This is a genomic window from Streptomyces sp. NBC_01454 (genome assembly GCF_036227565.1).
In the GTDB taxonomy this organism is placed as follows: domain Bacteria; phylum Actinomycetota; class Actinomycetes; order Streptomycetales; family Streptomycetaceae; genus Streptomyces.
Genome location: NZ_CP109462.1, coordinates 331452 through 353790 on the forward strand (window position 1 = coordinate 331452; position 22339 = coordinate 353790).

The window sequence follows — 22339 nt, forward strand, 5'->3', positions numbered from 1 at the left end:
CGCCCTCAGCGAGGTCGACGGGGGTGGGTGTGGCGGTGAGTGCTACCAGCCCTGGGATTCGGGCTGTTGCCAGCGGGTGACGGCGTAGAGGGCGGCTGCCTGCGCTCTCTCTTGCCGGCGGTGGAAGATCTCGTCGGTGAATCGACGGAAGCTGAGGCTGTTGGCCGCCAGATCCCCGACGGTGAGCCGCTGATCGGGCCCCCACTCCTGGCGGTGTCGGCCCAGCGACATCGGCTCGCTCCGCCTGGATGCCTGTGGTCCCCCGCGGACTGCTGCGGCCACCATGCCGAGGGAGACGTTGACCTGCGTCTGGATGACGGCGGGATCGACCGAGCCGTCCCACAGCCGGAACTCGCCGTGGTCGCTCCGTTGGCCCCGCGCTGCCGTGAGGTTGACGGCCATGCCGTGCCGGGCACGGCTCTGGACATCGGGCAGGGACCGGTAGCCGCCCGAAGGCACGTGGTTGGGCTCGCACCACTCGGTTCCGCGGTGTGCGGAGTCCGGGGCGTTCCGGTTCGCTGCGAGCCGGAACAGGACGTCCTCGTAGTCGCCGTACATCTGCATCAGGCGGTGGTGGTTGGCGACCTCGTGGTCGTAGTCGTGGAGGCCGACGTGGACGTGGCCGCCGGTGCGCTCGCTGGCGCCGCCGCCGTGCCGTCGGACGATCTCGCAGACGGTGGCGAGGTTCTGCCAGGTCTGCGGCTCGTCGTACATGATCGGCGAGACGATTTCGCCCGCGACGGTGCAGTCGTCTTCGAGGCGCCATGCGTTGGGGGCATCGGTGTATCCGGCGTACTGCTGGGAGTGGTAGCTGTGCATGTCCCTGTCCCGGGCCAGGCCGGCCTCGTGCAGGTCACGGCCGATGGCACGCAGCGCTTCGTGCTGATCGTCCCAGTCGCCGTCGGTGTCGAACTCGATCTCCACGCCGAAGCCGCGCCCGCCCTCGCGGGCGCCCAGGCCCCCGGTGGCGTCTTCCAGGAGATAGGGCACCGCTTGCTCACCCCGGATCTCCCGGTTCCACGCCGCATCGTGGATCTCGCGGAAGGCCTCGAAGTCCTCCACGAAGCCGGTCTCAGGCTCAGTCGGCCATCGGTCACGGGCCTGCACGGCGAGCGCTGCCGATGCCTGGTGTTCCTCCAGTACTTCGTCCAGGACCTGCTGCGCCGCGGTGCGCTGCAGGGGGATGCCCGCCGGCGGTTCGCTGGCCCGGGGCGGGAAGCTGGGGCTCTCTTCCTCGGCCTCTTCACGCTCGGCGTCCTCAATGAGGCCGTGGCCGTTCCACAGGTCGTGCTCATGTCGGAGCCGATCACGCAGGCCCCAGTACTCCATGGCCTCCTCGAGCGTGGCCTGCCCGTTGTTCGCCTCCCAGTCGGCCTGGATCTGCAGGGCCTGGTCGATGAGCTCACGCTGCGCCTCGGGCATGAGGTCGACCTCGTTGGCTGGGGCCTCGATGGTCAGCCCCGCCGTGGTGGCGACGAGGTGGTGCTGGTGATCGATCCGGCTGCCCGAGCCCATTGTTAGGCCCCGTTCCGTGCGGTGATCGTGCCGTCGGCGAGACCGGCGTAGAAGCGGACGTTGGCGGTGAACAGGTCCTCGGTGCGCGCCTGGGTGTCGACGCGGCCCTCCTCCGTCATGACCGCGCCGTGACGGGCGTACTGCAGCGGGTTCTGGCTGATCAGGTACAGCCGTCCGGGGAACAGCGCCTTGAGAGTGGCAATGCGGTCAGCGCGGCTCGCCCCGGTGAGGACCATGGGCAGGTCGGGCGGCAGCGTGGCGGCCAGGTAGGTCAGCCCGGGCACCGCCATTTCCTCCCAGTCGGCCTGGGTGCGGAAGGTCTGCAGGTTCATGGCGAGGGCGGGCGGGAGGGTGGGGGACTCGTCGAGCCAGTCCAGGTAGCGGTCGAGGTCCTCCAGCCGCAGCCAGTAGATGTTGGGGACCGCGGTGACCCCTGCGGAGGAGAGCTCGGCGGCGAGCATCAGGTTGCGCCGCATGTTGATCAGGTTCTCGGCGCGGGGCTGATTGAAGTACATCGACGCGTTCGGGGTGAGGACGAGGTCCCACTCCTGGGCGGCGAGCATGTCGGCGAAGCCGTCGGCCTTGCGCCGCGTCCAGTAGGCCTCGACGAGCGGGTCCTCCGCGTAACCGCTGAGGATCGCCTTCTGATCGGGGCGCAGGTCCAGGAACTGGTGGGCGGTCTTGCCCTCCCACCGTGGGAACAGCTTGTGCGTCTTGGGGCTGATGACACGGCGCAGCCCGAGAGCGTAGGCGGGCCACTTGAGCTGGGCGTCGAGCGTACGCACGTCGTGCCCGTCGACCTGGGGGGTGAAGAGGGGCAGGTCGGGAAGGGCTCCCGGTGCGCGGAGTCCGGTGAAGTGCATGGTGCCGCCGATGTCCTTCATCCAGGCTTCGCGGTCGGGTCGGGTGCCGCAGCGGATGGGGCAGCGGGTGCAGGCCAGGCCCGGCTCGCTCCCGGGGACCGGGTCTTCGGCACGGGCACAGCCGCAGTACTCGCAGCTGGAGGTGCAGCCCGAGCAGACGGGCTCGACCGCACGGGGGTTGTCCATGAAGAAGGGGCAGTTGTTGCAGTCGCAGCCGGACGCGGGGGCCGGCACCGGCTGGCCGATTCCGGGCATGGGCAGGGAGACAGTCATGCGGCAGTCCTTTCAGCGCCGGCGCTGGTGTGGCGCTGGAGGTCGGTCAGGAGCATGCGGAGCGAGCCCGCGTCGAATCGGTGCAGGGTGCGGCCCTCGGCCAGCTGAGAGTTGAGGGCCCGCAGCCCTTCGAGGGCGGAGGCGAGGACGGGCGGGTCGACGGGGTCGGCCGTGTCTTCCGGCTCATCGCCGACCGGCGCCTCTTCGTCCAGCTCCGTTCCGGCCGGCTGCACGGAGGGATCCTGCTGCCCGGCCTGTCCAGGTGAGCCGGCAGGGTCCAAGTCCTCGCGCGTACCGCCCCGTTCGGACGGGATCCGCTGGCCGGCCTCCTCCGCCGCCGCGGAATTGATCTCCTCCTCGCCGTTCTCGGGCGTCGACCGGGTCAGCGCTGCGGCCCGCTCTGCGTTGGCCTGTTCGTACGAGGTGACCGCGGCAGTGGCAGCGGCCTCGGCCGGCATCTCCGGATTCGTGGCCTGAGTCCGGGTGGCGGCGGACAGCAGGTCGGTGCGGCCCAGACGCTTGACGGCTTGCCACAGCTCGTTGGCGGCTTCGCGGCGGCCGCGGCTGAGTCGGGCCAGGTTCGTGCGCGCGGCGAGCGCGACCTGGTGCTGGTCCATGTCCGCGGACAGCTCCCGCGGCAGAGTCCGGAAGGCGGCCACGACCTCGCGTGCGCGCCGCGGGGTGATCTGCAGGCCGAGCCGGCGCAGCACGAGGTTCCACGGAGCAGCGAGGTTGGCGTCGCTGCCGCGTAGCTTCTCCATGGCTTCGAACCGGGCCACCGGGTCTTCCAGCCGCTGAATCTCCTCGCTCACCTCGATCCCGGCGTTGTCGAGCTGGGTGCGCAGGATCGCGCTGCGTTCGAGCAGCAGGGCGCCCGCGAGCTCGCCGGGCTGAAGGTCCTCACGCGCGAGGTTTTCCACCAGTTGCCAGGTACGGCGGTCCTCATCACTGATGGGACCCGGGCAGATGACCGCGGGCAGTTTCTCGAAATGCGGGTTGTCCGGCTGGTTCACGGCGCCCCAGCGGCAGGCGCGGTAGCGGCGCTCGCCGATCACCAGGCGCCGCTGGACGCGGTCGTCGGGGCCGGGCAGCTCCTCCACCAGGACGGGATGGAGAACGCCGACGGCCGAGATCGAGGTGATCAGATCGGCGAGCCCCTCGGGGCTGGTGCTCGGGCCGGGGCCACGCCCCTGCACGTCGGTGTAGACGGAGCCGCGCATCGGCAGCATCTCGAAGCGACGCTGGCGCAGTTGATCCGAGCTGTCCAGCGCCTCGGCCAGGCCCAGAACGGCGGGCGTGGGGGCCGGTATTTCTTCAACGGCGGTGCTCATCGGCGGAGCCTCCTTTCACAGCTAGTCGTCAGGCGGGGTGCGCCCGGCCCCGAGGGATGGCGAGTGACAGATCAGCGGGGTTGAGGCCGGGCCGGCGGATGTCGAGAGGGCCCTGCGGCGCCCGGATGACGCAGGAGCATGTCGGTCGGGGGGTGCCGCTCCTCGGGCGTGCCACGCAGCAGCGGGGTGAAGATCCGGCCGAAGGGGCCCTGCTCACGCAGCTGCTGGAGGGTGGTGACCCCGACCGAAAGATGCCGGGCGAGCCGCGCCAGGCGCGGGTCCACGCGCGTGAGCGTGTACAAGTCCTCGGTGCGGTCGGCGAGCCGTTTGGCCAGGGTGGAGCTGGACACGCCGTCGAGGATGATCAGCAGGCGCGGGAACGCCGGATAGGTGTGCTGCCACGCTGGCCGGGTCGACGCCGCGGAGCGCCGCGCACGGTCGGGGTGCTGAGGTACGAACTCATAGAGCCGTCCGTACGCGGAGACCTTCTTGGCGAGGTCGGCCGCGGTCATGGTGGCCCGGTCGAGCTCGATGAACAGGTTGAGCATCGTGCGCGCCCCGCGGTGGACGTGCACGTAGTGCAGGACCGAGTCGGAGATGACGTGGTCGTCTTCGAACCGCCGCATCCCGTCACGGATGCGGTGGGCGACCTCCGGAGTCCAGGACAAGGGCGTGCAGTCATGGCCGAGCCGGCGGGCGTGCGTGACGAACGCGATCCCCACCTCGTTGACCGCCAGGGTGTGGGCCTGGCGTGTGCTGGCCGCCGAATCGGGCGTGACCCGGTAGCGGCGGGAGAACACTTCCGCGGCCTGTTCCACGGCGTCGGCGCCCTCTTCGGTCAGGAACCAGACGTACGGCTGGTTGAGACGGTTGCCGCCGCTGGACTCGCCCTGGGCACGCAGGCGGTGGACCAGGCCGGCTTCTTCGAGAGTCCCGAGCTGCCGACGCAGGTAGGACGAGCCGCGGGCGCCCGGAGTGAGCAGCCGGTGCAGCTGGTCCGTGGTCATGAGGCGGTGCTGGTAGAGAAGCTCCAGAGCCGACTTGGCGAGCGCCTGGAAGGACTGGACGCGCTGCGGCTGAGACAGGGGTTCGTGATCGGTCAGCGTGCTCATCCCACTCGTGATCCCTTGTTCTTGACGAGGAAGGTGACGTTGTCGGGAACCGGCGCCTCCTGGGGCGGCGGGCCCGGGTCGTCGTCCGGCGGCTCCGGGCCGTCGTTGACCGGCGGCTCATCAGGACCCTGGTCGTCGTCCGGCGGCGGGGGCGGCAGCGTGGCCAGGAACAGGCGCAGACGGGTATCGAGCTTGCCGAGGTCGTCGAGGATGTCCCGCACCCGGCGACGACGCAGGTTCGCGTTGACCGCGGTGTCCAGGTGGTGCACGTCGTCCTCGCGCAGGTAGTCGCCGTACAGCTCCTCGACGCTCGCGCCACGCACCCGGAAGGGATCGGACTGCCCGCCGTCGAGCGTGACGGACATGACGTAGTGGTAGCGCTGCAACTGCGAGATCGTGTCCGGCGCGACCTTCTTGCCCCACCTGCGCGTGACCAGCTGCGCCTCGTCGATGTCGCTGGCCGTCGTCGACAGGATCGACAGGTTCTGCAGGAGACCCTGCCTGGTCGTCGGCGAAAGGCGCTGCGACATCTGGGTCATCGCGAGGAGCTTGACCTTGTACTTACGGAGCTGTTCGGCGATCGCGGCGAGGGTGCCCTTGCTGGCGCCGTCCACCGCGGTGAGCTCGTCGATGAACGCGTAGAAGTCCTTGCGGTCGGCAACGGGCATGGTGCGCCGAGACAGGCCGGCCCGGAACAGGTCGTAGATCAGCAGGCACGAGACAATGCGGTCGGTGTCGCCGGTGCCCGACGGGCACACGAACACAATCCGCCCGGTGTCCATGGCGTGCCGGATGTCGTACGTGCTCAGCGACGAACCGAGGAAGCCCTTCAGGCTGTTGGAGCTGTCGAGTCGCTCGATGATGTTCGTGACGACAGGGGTGGCCTCGTTCGAGTACTTCGGGTAGGTCTGCACCCAGAAGTCGCGCAGCGTCTTGGGCAGGTATGGCACGATCGCGTCGCGCCACACCTCGTCATTGAGCAGGGTGCGGATCTGGAAGATCGTCGGTGCCAGATCGGGCCGGCCGGCCTGCGAGAGGATCCACGACAGGCGGGCGAGCGTCTCGACCGACCGCGTGAGGATCGTCTTGGCGCGGCCCGCGCTGTCGGACCAGTTCAGCGCACTCGCGAAGCCGGTGACGATCGCATTGACGATGTCGGGGATCTCCGACTCGCCGCGGTTCTCCATGGACAGCGGATTCCACGAACCGACCATCGCGTCCAGGTCCGGCGAGGTCAGGTCGATCTCCCACAGCCGCGGGGCGATCTGTGGATGCGCGAGGTACGGACGTGCGCGTTGCCAGCCGTCGCCGTGCGGGTCCAAGAACAGGATTCCGTGGCCGTTGTGGGCGAGCGCGATCGCCTGCACCAAGCTCATCTCGGTCTTGCCGTAACCGGCCTTTCCGAGGAAGAGCCCGAACAGGAGGTAGATCAAGGGCAGACCGGCGAGCCGTTCGCCGCCACCCGGCTTGGCCACCCATCCCAGCGGCAGCAGGTCCGGCTGCCCAGTCCAGGTCGGCAGACTCGGGGGCGGCGGGGGGACCACGCCACCGGATCGGGCCACGTTCGCCGCCATGTTGTGCTTTGTGGCGGGCTTGAGCAGGCCGGCGAGCTCCGCGCCCGTCACCCAGCTGGCTCGCCGCGGGGCGAACTCGCCCGTGGCGAAACGGCGGTCGAAGCTGCGCCGGTACAGCCGCGAGTCCGCGCGGAGCCGCGTGACGAGCAGGTTGAGGCCGACCGGGCGCAGGTGGTTGTCGCCGGCCCAACCTTCGAGCGTCGCCATGATCTGTTCGAGCAGCATGCGCGGTCGCGTCGGGTCGGAGGAGCAGGTCCGGATCAGCAGCTGCAGAGCGAACACCGGATCGGCCCCGGGCCCGAACTTGCCCATGGCCGCCTTGACGTCGGAGACGCTGGGCATGCGCTGCCTCTGCGCCGGCCGTTGGCCGCCGCGGCCCTGCTGGCCGCGCATCTCCGCGGCGATCTCGTTGCCCAGGGAGGCCAGGCCGCCGAAGTTGAGGCCGCCCGTGGCCTGCCTCGGAAGACCGGGGATCGCCGGCATGCTGCTCGGGTTGCGGCGCGCCTGCGCCAGCAGGCGGCTGCGCCGGCGACTGACCTTGGACGGTGATATCGGCACCAGATCCAGCACGATGTCCGCCCGCTCGCCCAGGTCCTCGCGCACGTCGGCGACGGCGGCCGCGAGCGCCTCCAACGGGTCGGGCTTGAGCGGCACCTCCCGCAAAGACAGGTAGTCGGGCAGGGCCAGAGCCAGTTCGGCGCGGGCGACGTGCTGCGTCGGCTTGTCCTTACGGGGCTTGGGCCGGCTCGGTCCGCGCCGCTTCGCGCCAGGGGACTTCGAGTTCTTGCTCACCACTGCCTCCTTTCGTTTCGTCACGCCGCGAGCGCGGTCTGGGAGTTGCTGTCGAGGTCTGCGCCGAGCCGGATCTCAGGACGGTCGGCGTCTATCGCGGCGGCGCCGACCGCGCGCATCTCGCACTGGCTGTAGCCCTGGTGGCGCAGGACTGCCGCCGCCCGAGCCGGACCCTCGACGCGCATCGTCAGAAGCCCGCCTTGGGACAGCAGCCGCACGCGCACCGCCGTCCCGCGCACCGGGGTAAAGGCCCAGCGCGACACGCTCCGCTGCGCCTGAGCCAGCTGCTTGGCGAAGCGCAGAACGTCCTCGAGTACGGGGTCGAAGCCGGTGGTCGGCAGGACCTCGAAGGCCTGCCGGTCCTTCAGTGGGCCCCGGCCGAAGCGCCGGCGCGCCACGGACACGGCCAGGACGAAGGGGGCGACCGCCACGGGCACGACGGCCAGCAGCCACACGTTGTCGGCCACCCAGGCGTAGACGGCCTCGCCGTACGCCGGCAGGTCCTGTCCGATGTCGATCAGACGGTCGATGACATCGTTCGTGGTCATCGGGTGGCTCCGGGACGCGAACCGGCGGGGAACAAGGTGAGAGACGGCATGTCGAAACTCCGGGGGCGAGGGGGAGTGCGGATGCCCATAGAGGTGTCGAAAGCGGTGACCGTGTGACATGGCTCCGCGGACTTTTTGATCGCGGAGCGGGAGCCGCTGACCTCCGATGTGCGCGGAAACGCAACTCAGCCCGCGCGCGTCCTTGCCATCCAGCCCAGTCTCCGCAGGTCAGCGCACCTAAGGCCCGACGCGCGGCCGCTGCTGGCCCTGGAACGTTGCCCAGCGGCGAACGGCGGTCGTTCCGCTACATGGCGGCCGGGATGTCTCACCGGCGTTGCGCTTCCTACAGCGCCTCGGCCTGTCAGAACGGGGTGCGGGCCTCTGAACGGTAGACATGGAGCGTGAGCGGAATCGACGAGGAGGGCGCGGCCGAGGCCCTGCCGGAGCTGTGCGACCTGTGCGGTGCCACAGTCGCCGACGACAGCGAGTGGTACGCGTCGGTCCGAGACTCGTCGGTGGTCCACGCTTTCGACCCGAAAGGCGACGGCAGGCGCCTGCTGGTGGGGTGCACCAGCGAACACCTCAAGCAGCTGATCGAGCAGTACAAACGTCGGCCGTTCGTCGACGCTGAGCTGTGGGCAGGCCAGATCGGCCGGGCGATCGGGCATCATCCCCAGGGGATCAGCGCCGACGAGCTGGCGGAGGAGACCGGCCTGAACCCGGCCCAGATCGAACTCGGCGTGCTGTGGCAGAACCTCGGCGCCCTGCGCTGGCAGCAACAGTTCGGAAGAGGTGAAGGGCCGACCCCCGACACGACCGACGAATGAGCGGATCGGGGCTATCCCACCGGCCTTGTGCCGTCGGGGGACATGAGCTCAAGGCCAGCGGGCGTCGCGAAGCGCAACGAGGAACGACAAAGACGCAGGTCAGCCGACACGCTTCATGACCAGAATCTGGGGCTTCCAGTACGAGAGCGGCTTCAGGCGCACCTTGAGGCCGGTCTTGGGGGCTTCGATGACCTGGCCGTTGCCCACGAACATGCCGACGTGCTCGGGGCGAGAGGCGCTGCCGCGGGCGAAGAGCAGATCACCAGGCTGGAGATCGTCAGTGGATCGCACCACGGTCCCTTGATTCACCTGGTCGTACGTGGTCCGCGGCAGGTTCACACCCACGCTGGCCCACGCCATTTTCACGAGGCTTGAGCAGTCACAGCCGTTGCCCTCGGTGTACGGCGCGCGGCAGTCCCCTCCGAACACGTAGTCGGTGTCCAGCGCCTTCTGCGCCGCGGCGACGACTTGTCCGGTCCGTCCGCTACCCGCAGGCACCGGGCCGCTCTGGGCCAGGGCGTCGGTCCACTTCTTGGCAAGGCTACGGATGATCTTGACGTAGTTCTGGGTCTCCGGATACGGCGGGATCCCCCCGTACTTCTTCACCGCGTACGGCCCGGCGTTGTAGGCGGCCAACATGTTGTCTGCCTTGTCACCGGGGACATTGCGGACGTCCTTGGCAATGTCGCAGTCGTAGTCGACGGCGGCCGGTACCGCGTCGGCAGGGTCGAAGACGTCCTTGTCGCCGTCACCGTCGCCGTCCTTGCCGTGCGTCGTCCACGTCCCGGGGATGAACTGCGCGATGCCACTGGCGACCGGCACCTTGACCTTCTTCCCGTCCTTCTCGACGGTCTTGAAGGACTGGATCTTCGGGTCGAATCCACTCTCCTGATACAGCTGAGCCGCCAGCAGGGCGGGCGTGACCTCGGGGCACCCGTACTGGCTGATGGCCTTGTCGATCAGTGTCCGCAGCCAATCCGGAACGTCAGCGCCTTGGGATATCCCACCGCCGAAGCCGGCGTTCTCGATGTCGTTGCCCGTGTTGTCGCTTCCGACCTTCGTTGCGACAGCCATCACGGCTGCGACGATGAGGGCGCAGCAGCACAGCCAGGTGATGCCGAGGCCGATGAGGATCTTCTTCACCGTGGTCTCCTCACGCGTTCACGAGCGCGCCGACCCGCCATGCGCCTGCGGAAGCGAGGTGCATCTCGAGCGCGAGCTGATCGGGGGAGCGGGTGGGCTGGTGGCCGGCTGAGTAGGTCGTGCAGGTGTAGAGGACTCGTACGAAGGCCCGGGTCGTGGTCGGCGCCGGCGCTCCGTCGGGTGCGGCTACGCGGTCGATGGCGCAGGTAACGCGGGTCTTGTCGGCAACCCACTGCTGCCACAGCCGCGTGGATCGGTCGCCCGGGTCCCGCAGTTGAGTAGCGAGGTCCGCGGTGGCGTAGGCCGCGGCACGTCGCCCGGCGTCGCTGAAGGAGGTGTCGTGTCCCGGGCTCGCATCGTGCGACGCCCAGGCGATGGCGAACTGGCGAGCCGTCTCCGCAGCCTTCGGCGGCACGGATGCCGACGCGGGCGCCTCATCCGGCGCTGCGGTGCCCTGCATGGAGGGAGCCGCGGAGCCGGCCGGCTCGGGCTGAGTCGGCTGCGCCTCGGAGGTGTCTGTCGAAGAGGCCGCCGGCGTGGGCGAAGCCGCGCGCGAGGCCGGACGGCCGCGGTCGACGACGAGAAGCAGGATCCCGCTGATCGCCAGGAGGGCGGCCGCGGCGAAGAGCGCGACAACCTTCACGGTGCTGGTGTTCACGGACTCGGGCATGGGGCACCTCCTGAGGGCAGAAAGACGGGTCAGGGATTTCGGGGCGCGGGGGTGAGCAGCAGGTGTCGCTCACCCCCGCAGCCAGTCAGGGGCGCCGGGGCGGGCCCGCCGGCCGCGTCGCCCGGCGGATGGGGCGGGGCGGCGGTGGTGATGCGGGTGGGGCGCCGCCGCTGGGCGAAGGCACGGGCAGCACCGGTGCGGGGATGGAGGCCGGTCCCGCCGCCGAGCGGCCGGACGGAGCGGTAGCCCCCGAGGACGGCGCAGGCCCTGGCACTGGCGGCGAACTGGCGGCCACGCGCACACCAGGAGGACTCGACGGGCGCGTTGGTCCGGAGATCGGTTGGGCCATGCCGAGCTGGGCATTGGCCGCGTGACGTCCCACGAACCGCCCTGCGGTCTGCACGTTGCGCCGGTACTCGTCGCCGAAGGCGCGGGCGCCGTCGACCTTTGCCGTGACCCGCGCGCCGGCCCGGTTCTTTGCTGCGGTCAGCTGCCCCTTGACGGCGTTGGCCCGGGCGGCTGCGGCCGTCCCGCCCCGCTTGGCAGCTGCGATGCCCCGGGGGACGCCGACCGGGGCACCCACTGTCGCGAGGGTGGCGAACTTCGTGGCCTTCCAGCCGAACCGCGCTGTCGCGGCGGCGCCCTTGCCGGCCGCCAGGGTGGCCCGGCCCCCGCGGGACTGCGCCATCTTGTTCGAAGCGGCAGTGGCGAGTCGGCGGCGCAGTGCCTGCTTGGCGGCTCCTTGCGCGGCGACCTTCGCGGCTGTCGCGGCGCCACCGGTGCCCACGGCGGCCGCGGCATTGGTGGCGAGGCGTGCGGCCGAGCGCAGGCGGCCACCGCGTTTGCCGCGCTGGGGCGGTCCCATCCACATCTGCTTGGCTGTGCGCCCAGCCTTGCCGATCGGCCTGCTGACCTTGCGGGCTTCACCGCGGGCCTCGCCGAACAGCTGCTTGATGCCCGGGGCGGTCTCGGCGTACCGGCCGAAGGAGTTGAAGACGCTCTGACGGCTGCCGCCGACGCGGGCGTTGGCCAGGCGCCGGTTCAAGTTGACGCTGACCTGCCGCGCGGTCTCCTTGATCTTCTTCTGGCCGACGATTCCCGCGACAGCGGCGAGGTCCAGGCAGATGAACTTGACGGCGAGGATCTCACCGGTGTCCGCGTCGATCAGCGCGACGATGATCACGATGAATACCGCGAGGAACAGGATCGCGAGGATGACGCCGAGGACGGCCTTGACGATGGCCGAGACCCAGCGCCACAGAACTCCGCGGCCGCCGCCGGGCAGGATGCCGGCGGCCAGGGCCCAGTGCCCCTTGATGCCTTCGAAGGCGAGCCAGCCCTGCGCGACCAGGAAGGTGCCGGTGACCAGGACCATGAGCACCGAGACGATGATCGCCGCGAGCGCGACGAAGGCCGCAGAGAACGTCATGTCGGCCGACGCCTTCTTCGCGTCGCCCTCTTTGACCTTGCACACCTTGGTGAAATGCTCGCCCGCGTTGGTGAGCTGAGCCGCGTACGTGGCCTCACCGGTGGGGTTGATCCTGTTGGCCTCGAAGAAGTCGATGCCCATCTGCTCGAAGTTGTACTTGACCAGCGACGCCTCGGCGAACGCCTTCGAGCACGCAGGGTCCTTGAACGTCTTGCCGTAGAGCATCAACTGGGTCGGCTTCACGATGAACGCGTCGACCAGAGCGTCGGTGATCGGTCTGGAGACGTTCTCCGGCTTGGCGTCACCCTCCGGGTTCTGGGACAGGACGACCGCACTGACCTCCAGCGAGAGGTCTTTCGCCTTCCCGATCAGGCCGTCGTCGCTCAGCAGCATCGTCGAACCGCCCGGCGAAGGCTGGTCGTGTGTGCCCAGCAGCACCTGCGCCGGTGAGAGCAGGACCGTGGTGGCGATGGCGGCGACGACCAGGGACGTGCCGGCTTCGGCGAAGCCCTTGCTGCGGTTCTTGAAGAGGATCTGCCAAGCCGCGTACAGGCCTGCGAACAGAAGGAACAGCCCGGGCAGACCGAGGCGGTTGATGACTTGGTCGCGCAAACTGGTGGCGATGTCATCGGCGGGCTTGACCAGGATCTTCGCCAGCCCGAAGTTGAGCGCCCAGTCGATCAGCCAGCACGCGAACCCCACGAACCACTTCGCGATCCCGAAGAAGAACTGCGCCAGCAGGTTCCAAATTTTCAAGTCGATGTCGGTCCAGCCGCCCGTGTCCGAGTCGACGCTGTACGCCGAGATCGGGACGCCGTCCTTGTCCTTGACGTTGAACGGCTGCAGTAGGCCGTCGGAGCCGTTCTTGGGCGATTTGCTCAGGTCCTCGACCGGCTTGTCCTCGTCCCCCGGCTGAGGCGCAGGCGGTGTCACCCCGGGGCGGGGCTCCATCGGGTTGTAGGTGTCCTCCGGCTTGGGCTTCGTCGTCGGCTTGTCGTCCTTGCCGTCGGCACCCCCGCCGCTGCCGCCCTCCTTGCAGTACTTGTACTGGGCACTGTCGTGGGGCAGTTGGTCGCAGGGATCGGGCTTGTCCTTGTCGTCGCCCGGCTTCGGAGTGGGCTTGGCGTCCGGAGCGGTGGGGGCCGGGCCGGGGCTGGGGGTGGGGACCGTGTCCGCGAAGGCGACCGCGGCGGTCAGACCCAGCAGCAGTGCCAGGGGCACGGCGATGAGCCAGATACGCAGGGCGCGGCGCCGGCGGGGTGCGGCACGGGAGGCGGATTTCATGCCAGCGCGCCTTCGAGGGGCACCGCGACGGCCGGCTCGTCCTCGCCCATCTGGCCCGGCGTCGTGTGAATGGCGTCCGCGGCGCCGTCGTCGGCGGGAATGAGGACCTTCATTCCCGCGATCCGCTTGCGCAGGTCCCGGTAGAGGCATTCGCCGGCGCGCAGTCCGCGCTCGGCGTCGGAGACGTTGAGCGGGCTCAGGTTCTCCGTGATCAGCTTGATCATTTCCTCGTCGTGGGGGTCGAGGTCGATGAACTCGAGGCACCGGGCGGCGAGGGTCTTGGAACGGTGGCGGAAAACGAAGATGTGGGAGAGCAGCGCCCTGATCTTGTCGCCAAGCTCGTTCTTAGGTCCGATGTCGTACGGGTCGTGGCTGCCCGCGAAGGCACCCGCACCGTGCTTGCGCCCGTCGGCGATGATCTCGAGCAGCAAGTTGGAACCCTCGGCGGACGAGGTCAGCCACCAGCACTCGTCCAGGAAAACGCCGGTGAACTCCGAGGAGTTGGCGAACGCGACCTCCCGGCACAGCGCGGTGATGAGGTACATCAGGCGCCAGCCGAACCGCTTCTCAACCTCCAGGCTGCGCAGGCGGTGCTCGCTGAGCTCCTCCTTGGTCGGCAGGCCGAGCCGGTCGACGGCGAAGACGATGGAGTCGGCGTTCGTGATGCGGACGACCGGCAGGGCCGGGTCGAAAATCGTGCGGCCGAGGTCCTTCTTCGACAAGGCCCGCATCTTGCGGACGAGCTCGGAGGCCGCGGCGCGCACGGCGGCGTCGTTCGGCTCCTCCGCGTCCGGCGTCTTCGCGCGTGCAGCGAGGTTGGCGATGAGCGCGTTCATGGACGGGGCCGGGCCACGCCGGGTGGCCTCGATGCTCTCGGCGAGCGTGACGCCCTCGATCGACATGCTGGCGATGTCCAGCAGGGGCGTGAGGAACGACTCGCAGTACCGCGCCGCGCGCGGTCCGCGGAAGATCCGCAGCGGGTCGAGCGAAACGCCGGCGGTCTCGTCGACCCGGATGATCTGCGTCTCGCCCGGGCAGGCCAGGGCGAACCTGGTCCATTCCTGCTGCGGCGTACGGTCGATGACAAGGGCGCGGCCGCGGCTGCGGGACTCACCGGAGCGGTGGCCGGTGGACAGAATCGAGTACATCGCCGTCTTGAGTGCGACGCTCTTGCCGGAGCCCAGCTCCCCCACGAAGGCCGCGCTCGCCGAGGCGTTGACCCGGGGCCCGTGACTGAAGTCGATCAGGACGGGACGGACACCGCCGCCGGACAACTGCAGGCCGTACAGAGAGCCGGTGTCGTCTCCGAGACTGGCGCCGCTGAACGGCATCGCCATGGCGAAGTCACGGGCGAGCAGGTACTGGTTGAAGTCGAGAAGGGGCCGCGGGGTCTTGGTGCCGGGCAGCATGGCGTGGAAGAGGGGGACCTGGTCGCCGACCGGCCTCACCAGGGTGTAGTCGTTGCCGCCGAAGTGGTGCTTGAGGGAGTTGGCCCGCTCGTTGGCCTCTTCCGAGGTGGCGCCCCACACGCACGTGACGACGGATGCGCGGATCTCGACCTCGGTGGAGGAGGAGGTCAGCCGGTCCCGGTATTCGTCCAGTGAGAACGATGCCTTGTCCAGGGAGGCCGGAACGCCGGCGGTCTCTCCGTCGTACTCACCGCGCTGGTGCGCGAGCTCGCGCTGCTGCCTGCGGGACTTGGGCTCGGCCTTCGAGCCGGCCTCGATGTTCAACCGGACCGCCCAGTCGACCGGGAAGCCGAAGTCATCCAAAGCGGCCAAGTACTCGGAGCCGGGGAAGCGGAAGGAGTCGGGCATCTCCGCCAGCACGCTGAAGGCCTGATAGCTGCTGCCGAACTCGGTGGTCACCTTGGCGAAGCGGCGGCCGAACGGGTTCGAGGGCCCCTTGCGGCTCTGCCCTGCGCGGCCGCCCTCGTCCATGACGACCTGGGTGTGAGCGGCGACGGTGCGCCCGCGGCCGCGCAGGCCGCGCGGTGCACCCTCTTCCGGGAGCAGCGGCTCGTCGAGACCTCGGCGCGCGGCGTGTCCGTAGATCCACAGGATTTCCGCCTCGGTGGCGGCCTTGAGCTGGATCCCGGCCGGCCAGGATGCGGCGATCCGGTTCGCCTGGAGAAGCCGCTCGGCCTCCTCGTCTGCGGTGATGGGCGGCACCGGCAGCCCGAGCGCGGACATCAACTCGGCCTGCGCCGAGGAGGCGACGGCCCTGGCGGTCTGCTTGAGGTCCAGGTGCGGCAGGGGTATCGCCAGGAAGTCGAGGCGGCCGGTCAGTTCGAGACCTTCCAGCTGGTCGAGGACCCTCAGCGACAGGTCGACGTATTCGGGACTCTTGTCCCAGTCCACCCCGGCCGTCATCCGCTGGACCACAGAGGCGGCGTCGACCTGCGGGCACAGGCTCAGCAGCAGGACCTCACCGCGAAGGCTCTTGAACAGCGCCTCCAGGGCGTCGAGCCTCTCCCTCTTCGTTGCCTTGGACGCGTGGGTGTAGTTCTCGGTGTCGACCTTCCATACGCCCCACGTGGCGGCGTTGGTCGTCCAGATGAGGTTGCCGCTGATGTGCCGGACGGGGAGACGCATGGCTGAAGTCCTTCGTGGATGAGGCGCAGGGCGCCGCTACGAGCGGGGGTGCTGGTCCTCGAGCGAGGCGAGGAGGCTCTGCAACTGGCTCCGGCCGCTCGAGCGGGGCGGCGTCGTCTGAGCGGGACCGGCGGGGCCGGCCGGCCGGGCGGAGGAGACGGCGGCCGAAGTCGGGCGGCGTGCCGGGCGTGACTGGGGCGCCGCGGCCACCTGCCGCCGTTGCGGCGCCGGGGCGAGCCCGTCGGAGTCAGGGCCCCCGACGGTCCGGACGGTTGCGGTCGTCCGCGACAGCTGGGGGCGCGGGTGCCGCTGGGGGCGGCCGGCAAGCCGGCCGCCTGCGGGCGCCGAGGCGTAGATGAGCAGGGAGCGCAGCGCGCGTGCCGGATCCCGGCCGTCGATGCGCGCGTAGCGCAGCACCCAGGCCAGCCCCCAGGGGAGCGCGATCATGATGAGGATGTTCGCGAGGCCGAAGTGCGCCCAGAGGGCCTGTGTGATGGCCAGAAGCCCGAAGACGACGACCATGGTGACGATCTGGGTGATCGTGTACGGGCCTCCCGGGAGCCGTCCGGCTCCCGGGAGTTTGCCGATGACGAGGGGATGCTTCCGGGCCCGGGTGTAGGAGTGCCCGACGAGGTCTTCCTCGGACGCGCTCACAGCAGCGCCTTGGAGTTGCCGGCGTCCGGCCCGGGCACCTGCGGGGCGACGCTGGAGGCCTGGTCGTCGATCTCCGAGCCGACCTTCGACTGCAGGGAAGGCAGGTTGGCGATGCCCCACAGGACGAGCGCGCCCAGGAGGAACGCGACGAGGGTGGCGACCCAGGACTTGGTCTTCCAGTACGCCATCGCGACGGCGGCCAGGACCATGACGCCGACGACCAGCTTGATGAGAGTGCCGATCTGGTTGGTCTTGAGCGTGGCCCAGTCGAGCAGGTCGCCGGCGAGGACGACGGTGTTCGGGTCTGCGGTCAGCGGGTGCATGAACGTTTCCTCTTTCGGTGGTGGGCGACGGTGATCAGCTGCCGGACGGTGATGCGGCGCCGCTGGGTGCGACCGGGGCCTGGGCGTTCGGGGCGCTGGACGGCTTGCTCTGGGCAGCGGTGGCCGGGGCGTCGTCGAGGGAGGAGATCTCCCACCGCCCGGCGCGCGCGGTCAGGCCGAGCGCGTACGTGAGCGGGAAGGTGTTGCCGTCCGCGTCGGTGGCGTCGACCGAGACCAGCAGGCGCCTGCGGACGCCGTCGCCGGGGACCTTGTTGTCGGCGCTGTCGGGGGAGTCGTCCTGAACGGCGGTGAGCTTGATGGAGGAGTAGGGGGTCGGCGTCACGGGAGAGATGTGGACGCCGGGAGCGGTGTAACGGTCCAACTCGCCCTGGCCGGCCACGTACGCCTTCAGAAATGAGGCGGCGGTGTCCGATGCGGGGTCGGCGGTCCCGCTGCCGCGAGAGGTCGGGTAGCCGAGGTCACCGGGCTTGAGTGAGCGCGGCGCGGCGACCTGCGCCGGCAGGGAGACGGCTGTGTATCCGGAGGTGGCATCGGCGGCGGAGCCGGTCGACTGCACGGCGACGCGGAAGTACTGGACCCCGGCGTCGGTGTAGCCGCCCTTCTTGGACTTCGCCGCAACGTTGACCGCGACAGTGACGGACCAGTAGCCGGAGGAGACCTCGCGGGCGTCCATCACCTGAGTGCGCAGGGCGCTGCGGGTGCCGGCAGGGTGCGTGAGCGCGATGCTGCCCGAGTAGTACGGCGCCAGGTTCTTCTCGGTGCCCTCCCCGGCTTCCAGGTAGGAGCCGACAAACAGCTGCGCGAAGCCCGCCGGCCCGGTCGCGGCGGTCGACTTGACCGCGGCCTGCGGCTTGGGCGCGCTCTGGGCCGGTGCGGAGGAGCTGAGCAGAGCCAGGACTCCGATGACCGGACCGGAGGCGATCAGCGCCCATGCCCCGACGCGCGCCAGGCGCGCGAGTCCGGTCAGGCCGGCCGTGCTCGTCTTCCAGCCGGCGGCCTCCTCCGTCTCGTTCTGTTCGGCCGGCCCCGGTTCGACGGTCTCGACAGCCGCGTCCTCGGGCCACGCCTCGTTCTCCCGACGAGCCTTTCGGCGTGAGCGCTTCACGACGCGCTCCGCTGGGCCTGCGCCGTCAGGAGTGCGGCGATGCGGGACTTCAGCTGCTCGGGGGTACGGGACTTCAGCGTCTCCCAGGACATGAGCGCGGGCTCGGAGTCGTGGTCGAGGAAGTGGCGCATCTGCTCGTGCACGGTGCGGTCGAGCGGGTCGCGCACCAGGGCGGTGCCCAGGCGGGTGGCGGTGATGCGGGCGGTGGCCACGCGGGTCTCGTCCTCGTCGGCCAGCGGGCCTGCAGCACGAGTGGGGCCGGAGGTGTGGGCGGCAGTCATGAAGGTGCTCCCGTGAAGTCGATGGTCAGAGCGGGGAAGGGGGCCGTGCGCGGATCACCCGTAGAGGTGTGGTTTTGGTCCGCCGTGTGACAGCCGGAGGGCAAAAAGTTCAGGCGGCGGTGCGGACGGCCTGGCGCAGCGGCCGGACCGCCCGACTGGCGCGCTGGCGCAGGCGCGCGCCTTCGTTGCCCATCGACCGGCGGGTGCGCGGGGCGCGGCCGGGGAGGGTGGAGGCTTCCAGGTAGTAGCTCGCGATCCGCTGGGCGTCGGAGATCGTGAGCGCCTGGATGTCGACGGCCCACATCACGAGGGAGAGAAGTTCGGCGCGGGGGTCATCGGCGCAGAGCTCGGGTTCGTCGCTGCTGACGATCTCGAGTTCGACGGCCCGCACGAGGCAGTCGGCCAGCTGCACCTGCGTCGCCGGGTCGGGGTCGCCGGCCGGCAGCAGTGCCGCGGACCGGTCGCCGGCGAGCGGCAGCAGCGAGTCCCCTATGTCGCGCAGGGCCGAGCGGTCGTCGTAGTCGGCCGCCATGGTCTTCTGCGCGAGGACGAGGGTGTCCATCGAGATGTTCGCGAAGACGCCCCGGGGGCGGCGCTCCAGCGGGTAGGTGCCCACGACCTCGAACAGCGCGCTGAACATCGCCGAGACGATGTCGTCCCAGCGGATTCCCTCGCGCTGCTGCGACTTGGCCATCGAGACGGTCTTCGGCAGCATGACGCGAGCCGCCGTCCGCCAGGCCAGATCCTGATCGGCGCCGGTGCCCTTGGCGCGCCGCAGCAGGATGGACATCGCCTGGTCGTGGTCCTCCCAGGCGCCGCGGCGGAACAGAGCGCTGATCTTGTCGACCACACCCTGCGGGTTCTGGGCGCCGGCGAACAGCGGGTGCTCGGCTGCCCAGTCGGCGACCAGGGCGCAGGCGCGGTGGTCGTTGGAGAGTGCCGCCCAGTCGCGGTTCAGGCTCCGAAGGGTGCTGGAGCCCTCGTCGGTGGCCGAGGCGGAAGAGGTGCTGAGGTGGCTTGTGCGGTGCGACATCCGAGACCGTCCTTAGTCATCCGGTGGGGATGCCGCTGACGATCTTTTGACCCCCCTTGTCCGCGGTCTGACCGCACAGGCCGAGGCAGGCGGCCAAGGAAGAACGCGCGTCGCACCGCGGTGGCGCGCGCACCGGACAAGGGGTGCGGTGGACGTGCGCGCACTGGTGCGCGAGCTGGACAAGGGGTGCGCGCACGGTGCGCATCGCGCGCGCGGGCCGGCGCACCAGCGCGGATCTGGTGCGGTGCGCGGTGCGCGCGGCCGGGCGCACCGGTGCGCGCCTTCGCTGGCAGGTTCGCAACGCGCGGCGCGCCATCGGGACCTTCGCCGGGCGCACCGTGCGCACCTCGCCCGGCGACAGTGCGCACCTGCCGATCGGAAGGCCGGCGCGCGCGGCGCGCCAGTCCCCTGTCTCCCGCCCCGCAGCGGCGGTGCGTCCACCGTCCTCTTCTGACACAGCGTGATGAACGTGAAGGGCGGAACCCTGAGCGATGTTTCCCCCGAGGCCCACCGCGGTCCGGCCGCGCCCTACCCGGACAAGGGCGCCAGCCAGCCGGTAGCGAACCTGGTCAAGGAAAGACGCGCCAGGCCGCAGCGGTGGACAAGGGGCGGAAGGAAGGCTTCCGCAAGCTGGACAAGGGGCGGCCGCCGAGCGGTCCTCAACCTGGACAAGGGGTAATCCGCTATGGGCACACCGGGATTGGGGAGTCCATCCGCATCACTGATGACTACAGCACGTCACAAGCCGGGCAGCTCCGTGAAGCCGCCGACCCGCCCCTTGGAGCCGCGTCCGATCAGTTGACCGACCGGTGCGCCTGGCACCGCGCGCGGGAGCCTGGTCGCCGCCGACCGGCTTGGCGGTGCGCCGTGTGGGTCGACCGCGTACGCGCCGCGCGCCTGCCGCAAGCGCACGTCGGTGAGCGCCACGCGCGCCGCGCGCGACGACGTCACCCGGCGGCGCACCGAGGAGGCAGGCCCGAACTCCAACGCGCGCTTCGGCGCGCGCACGAGTGCGGACGCGGCGGCTGGTCATCGTCCGGCCACCTCGGCGAGAAGTTCCTTCGTCCGATGCCGCGCGCACACCGGCCGGGTCGGCAGCGCCAACCGATCACAGGTCTCCCCGGGCCACCCGACGCACCGCGCCGAGGCGGGCTGGCGCTCCGGCGCCGTGGAGGCGGCCGGCGCACGCAGTTGCTCCCGGCACGGCTTGCAGAGCTGATCACCGAGCGCGGGGCCGAGCAGGTTGATCCGGCAGCCACAGTCCCGGCATACCGAGCGGGGCGGAGCCGGGAGCACATGTTCAGGAGCCGGACGGGACGGCGCCGACGGAACGCACTGCGTGCACGGTGTCCCTGGTCCGCCGAGGCCATGGTCGGGGCACTGGCCGAGCTCGATCTGGTGGAGCCGCAGGCGTTCCCAGCGTCGTGTGGCCACGACGTCGGAGCATGCCGCGCAGGCCTCGCCGCTCGGCCACATCACACCGGACTCACAGGTCTGGTGGCCACAGCCCCACCGGGGCAGCGCGACCCCCATCAGCCAGCGGGCGGGGTCCTTGATGTCCGACATCAGCACGCTCGCGAATCGCGTCGTCAGCCGCTGGCGGAGCCGGAGGACGTCGCAGCCGTGATCGAGCTGCCGGCCGACCTCGCGGGCAATTCGCCGTTGCATGAACGTGTTCGCCTGCCGGTACAGCGGCTGCACGGGCTCAAGGACCTCGACGATCCGCGGGTGCAGCGTCAGCGCAGGGCCGTCGTAGCGGGCCCGAGAGGCCTGGCCGTCCTGGGAGAGCGCTCGTTTGGCACCCGCGCGGAGCGCGAGATCTCCCTCGATCCCACCATCTCCCGCAGGGCGTGAGCCGGAGTTATCCACAGGCGAAGCGCCCTTCACCACCTGTACCTCGCCTACGGCGGGTGAGTCAGGGCGGCGCTCGTCATCAGGTCGGTCAGTTCTCTGGTCTTCCCTAGTCGCGAGCGAACCTTCACCGGGCGCCACACCCGATCCCTCATCAGGTTGCGAAGACGCCGAGTCGGCTTCCGCCGCCGTGGAGGGCGGCGATGTCTGCGGTGCCGGGGGGACATCGTGCGCGATGAACTGGTGCCGGCCCCGTACCCCGGCCCGCCGCAGCACCGTGATCCACCCGGTTGATTCGAGCGCGTCAACGACCTTTCCCGCGGCCGCCACCGACAGCGCTGTGCCCGCGCGCGCACCGGAGTGGTGGTGCAGGTGGCCGGCCAGCTCCCCCTCGGTGAGCGGGATGCGCTGGGCCTGGGCGAAGCAGAGCACCGCGAACGCACGAAGCTCCCGCGGACTGAGGTCTTCGCAGGCGGCGACGGGCAGCCAGATGAAGCGCTCGTCCCGCCGCATCGGACGCACGCGACGCCGGGCCGTGGTGCCGGATCCTCCCGGCAGAGACCGGCGCTGATTGAACGGCAGTTCGATGACGCCATCCGGACCCGGCCTGCGCAGCTGGGCGATGCCGCGTTCGACGGACGAGCGCGACAGCCCGAGGTATGAGGCGAGGACCACCGTCCCTGCGGTGCAGCCCTCCGGGCGCTGGCCGAGCGCCTTGATCTTCATGTAGACGGTCAGGGCGACGTCGGCGTAGTGCGCGGACTCCACCAGGCGCATCGGCACCTTGACGCGCTGGCGCCGTACGGGTCCCGGGTCACGGGATACGCGGGAAAAACCCGACGCCTGCTGTGGCAGGACCGGACTGGGCGGGTCGGTGGTAGCGAGGAGTACAGAACTGGACACACTTCTCCCGCACGCCGTCGGCGGGGTGACGAACCGTCGACGAGGTGCTCGAGTCGCCGTCCTCCCGGCTGTGCGGAGAGGACGGCCTTGCAGATGGGACCAGGCGCCCGGCTGCGGTCAGAGGGTGTCAACCCTGCGGCTGCATCCGTGCACAGTGATGTGCCGGACGCTCGCCTGCTGACGCACGGCGTGCCGTGCAGCTGAGCGCGGAAA

17 protein-coding genes are annotated in these 22339 nt (G+C 70.2%); 1 reads left to right on the forward strand and 16 read right to left on the reverse strand.

Annotation, left to right across the window (positions count from 1 at the left end):
* Positions 1-42: 42 nt before the first annotated feature.
* The 6 genes from OIU81_RS41505 to OIU81_RS41530 form a co-directional block, all read right to left on the reverse strand.
* Positions 43-1515 (reverse strand): amidoligase family protein, encoded by a 1473-nt coding sequence (locus OIU81_RS41505; protein ID WP_329156211.1) that lies wholly within the window; start codon positions 1513-1515, stop codon positions 43-45.
* Positions 1516-1517: 2 nt separating this feature from the next.
* Entirely contained in the window at positions 1518-2651 is a 1134-nt protein-coding gene (locus OIU81_RS41510; protein ID WP_329156213.1) for a DUF4417 domain-containing protein, read from the reverse strand.
* Positions 2648-3982 carry a ParB N-terminal domain-containing protein gene (locus tag OIU81_RS41515; protein WP_329156215.1) on the reverse strand — a complete coding sequence of 445 codons (1335 nt, stop codon included), beginning with the start codon at positions 3980-3982 and terminating at the stop codon, positions 2648-2650. The genes OIU81_RS41510 and OIU81_RS41515 overlap by 4 nt, the downstream gene beginning before the upstream one ends.
* Before the next feature lie 71 nt (positions 3983-4053).
* Positions 4054-5094, reverse strand: a complete 1041-nt coding sequence (locus tag OIU81_RS41520) for a replication-relaxation family protein (RefSeq protein WP_329156216.1) — start codon at positions 5092-5094, stop codon at positions 4054-4056.
* A complete protein-coding gene (locus tag OIU81_RS41525; protein ID WP_329156217.1) occupies positions 5091-7460 on the reverse strand; it encodes an ATP/GTP-binding protein in 2370 nt (789 codons plus the stop codon). The genes OIU81_RS41520 and OIU81_RS41525 overlap by 4 nt, the downstream gene beginning before the upstream one ends.
* Positions 7461-7480: 20 nt before the next feature.
* Positions 7481-8008: a hypothetical protein gene (locus tag OIU81_RS41530; RefSeq protein ID WP_329156218.1), complete on the reverse strand. Its 528-nt coding sequence runs from the start codon at positions 8006-8008 to the stop codon at positions 7481-7483.
* A 401-nt stretch (positions 8009-8409) separates the two neighbouring features.
* On the opposite strand from OIU81_RS41530, the gene OIU81_RS41535 reads away from it, so the two are divergent.
* On the forward strand, positions 8410-8835 hold the full coding sequence (locus OIU81_RS41535; protein WP_329156219.1) for a hypothetical protein: 426 nt from the start codon (positions 8410-8412) through the stop codon (positions 8833-8835).
* A gap of 99 nt (positions 8836-8934) precedes the next feature.
* Here the strand turns inward: OIU81_RS41535 and OIU81_RS41540 are convergent, their stop codons facing one another.
* The 10 genes from OIU81_RS41540 to OIU81_RS41585 form a co-directional block, all read right to left on the reverse strand.
* Complete coding sequence (locus tag OIU81_RS41540) at positions 8935-9978, reverse strand: bifunctional lytic transglycosylase/C40 family peptidase (protein WP_329156221.1); 1044 nt, start codon at positions 9976-9978, stop codon at positions 8935-8937.
* Positions 9979-9988: 10 nt separating this feature from the next.
* Positions 9989-10648 carry a hypothetical protein gene (locus OIU81_RS41545; RefSeq protein ID WP_329156223.1) on the reverse strand — a complete coding sequence of 220 codons (660 nt, stop codon included), beginning with the start codon at positions 10646-10648 and terminating at the stop codon, positions 9989-9991.
* A gap of 85 nt (positions 10649-10733) precedes the next feature.
* Positions 10734-13361: a hypothetical protein gene (locus OIU81_RS41550; protein ID WP_329156225.1), complete on the reverse strand. Its 2628-nt coding sequence runs from the start codon at positions 13359-13361 to the stop codon at positions 10734-10736.
* Positions 13358-15955, reverse strand: coding sequence for an ATP-binding protein (locus OIU81_RS41555; RefSeq protein WP_329156227.1), 2598 nt, complete (start codon positions 15953-15955; stop codon positions 13358-13360). The genes OIU81_RS41550 and OIU81_RS41555 overlap by 4 nt, the downstream gene beginning before the upstream one ends.
* A 36-nt stretch (positions 15956-15991) precedes the next feature.
* Positions 15992-16609 carry a hypothetical protein gene (locus OIU81_RS41560; protein ID WP_329156229.1) on the reverse strand — a complete coding sequence of 206 codons (618 nt, stop codon included), beginning with the start codon at positions 16607-16609 and terminating at the stop codon, positions 15992-15994.
* A complete protein-coding gene (locus tag OIU81_RS41565) occupies positions 16606-16932 on the reverse strand; it encodes a hypothetical protein (protein ID WP_329156231.1) in 327 nt (108 codons plus the stop codon). The genes OIU81_RS41560 and OIU81_RS41565 overlap by 4 nt, the downstream gene beginning before the upstream one ends.
* Before the next feature lie 34 nt (positions 16933-16966).
* Complete coding sequence (locus tag OIU81_RS41570; RefSeq protein ID WP_329156233.1) at positions 16967-18058, reverse strand: conjugal transfer protein; 1092 nt, start codon at positions 18056-18058, stop codon at positions 16967-16969.
* The gene (locus OIU81_RS41575; protein WP_329156235.1) at positions 18055-18339 is read right to left on the reverse strand and encodes a hypothetical protein; all 285 of its coding nucleotides are present in this window, start codon (positions 18337-18339) and stop codon (positions 18055-18057) included. Before OIU81_RS41575 ends, OIU81_RS41570 begins: the two co-directional genes overlap by 4 nt.
* 109 nt (positions 18340-18448) lie before the next feature.
* Positions 18449-19372 carry a hypothetical protein gene (locus tag OIU81_RS41580; protein ID WP_329156237.1) on the reverse strand — a complete coding sequence of 308 codons (924 nt, stop codon included), beginning with the start codon at positions 19370-19372 and terminating at the stop codon, positions 18449-18451.
* Positions 19373-20401: 1029 nt separating this feature from the next.
* A complete protein-coding gene (locus OIU81_RS41585) occupies positions 20402-22000 on the reverse strand; it encodes a hypothetical protein (RefSeq protein WP_329156240.1) in 1599 nt (532 codons plus the stop codon).
* Positions 22001-22339: the final 339 nt, after the last annotated feature.

Bases quoted from the DNA above. Each gene is read 5' to 3' on its own strand.
- OIU81_RS41585 (WP_329156240.1), bottom strand. From the start codon at position 22,000: ATGCGCCTGGTGGAGTCCGCGCACTACGCCGACGTCGCCCTGACCGTC.
- OIU81_RS41530 (WP_329156218.1), bottom strand. From the start codon at position 8,008: ATGACCACGAACGATGTCATCGACCGTCTGATCGACATCGGACAGGAC.
- OIU81_RS41575 (WP_329156235.1), bottom strand. From the start codon at position 18,339: ATGACTGCCGCCCACACCTCCGGCCCCACTCGTGCTGCAGGCCCGCTG.
- OIU81_RS41580 (WP_329156237.1), bottom strand. From the start codon at position 19,372: ATGTCGCACCGCACAAGCCACCTCAGCACCTCTTCCGCCTCGGCCACC.
- OIU81_RS41510 (WP_329156213.1), bottom strand. From the start codon at position 2,651: ATGACTGTCTCCCTGCCCATGCCCGGAATCGGCCAGCCGGTGCCGGCC.
- OIU81_RS41550 (WP_329156225.1), bottom strand. From the start codon at position 13,361: ATGAAATCCGCCTCCCGTGCCGCACCCCGCCGGCGCCGCGCCCTGCGT.
- OIU81_RS41520 (WP_329156216.1), bottom strand. From the start codon at position 5,094: ATGAGCACGCTGACCGATCACGAACCCCTGTCTCAGCCGCAGCGCGTC.
- OIU81_RS41565 (WP_329156231.1), bottom strand. From the start codon at position 16,932: ATGCACCCGCTGACCGCAGACCCGAACACCGTCGTCCTCGCCGGCGAC.
- OIU81_RS41515 (WP_329156215.1), bottom strand. From the start codon at position 3,982: ATGAGCACCGCCGTTGAAGAAATACCGGCCCCCACGCCCGCCGTTCTG.
- OIU81_RS41545 (WP_329156223.1), bottom strand. From the start codon at position 10,648: ATGCCCGAGTCCGTGAACACCAGCACCGTGAAGGTTGTCGCGCTCTTC.
- OIU81_RS41505 (WP_329156211.1), bottom strand. From the start codon at position 1,515: ATGGGCTCGGGCAGCCGGATCGATCACCAGCACCACCTCGTCGCCACC.
- OIU81_RS41555 (WP_329156227.1), bottom strand. From the start codon at position 15,955: ATGCGTCTCCCCGTCCGGCACATCAGCGGCAACCTCATCTGGACGACC.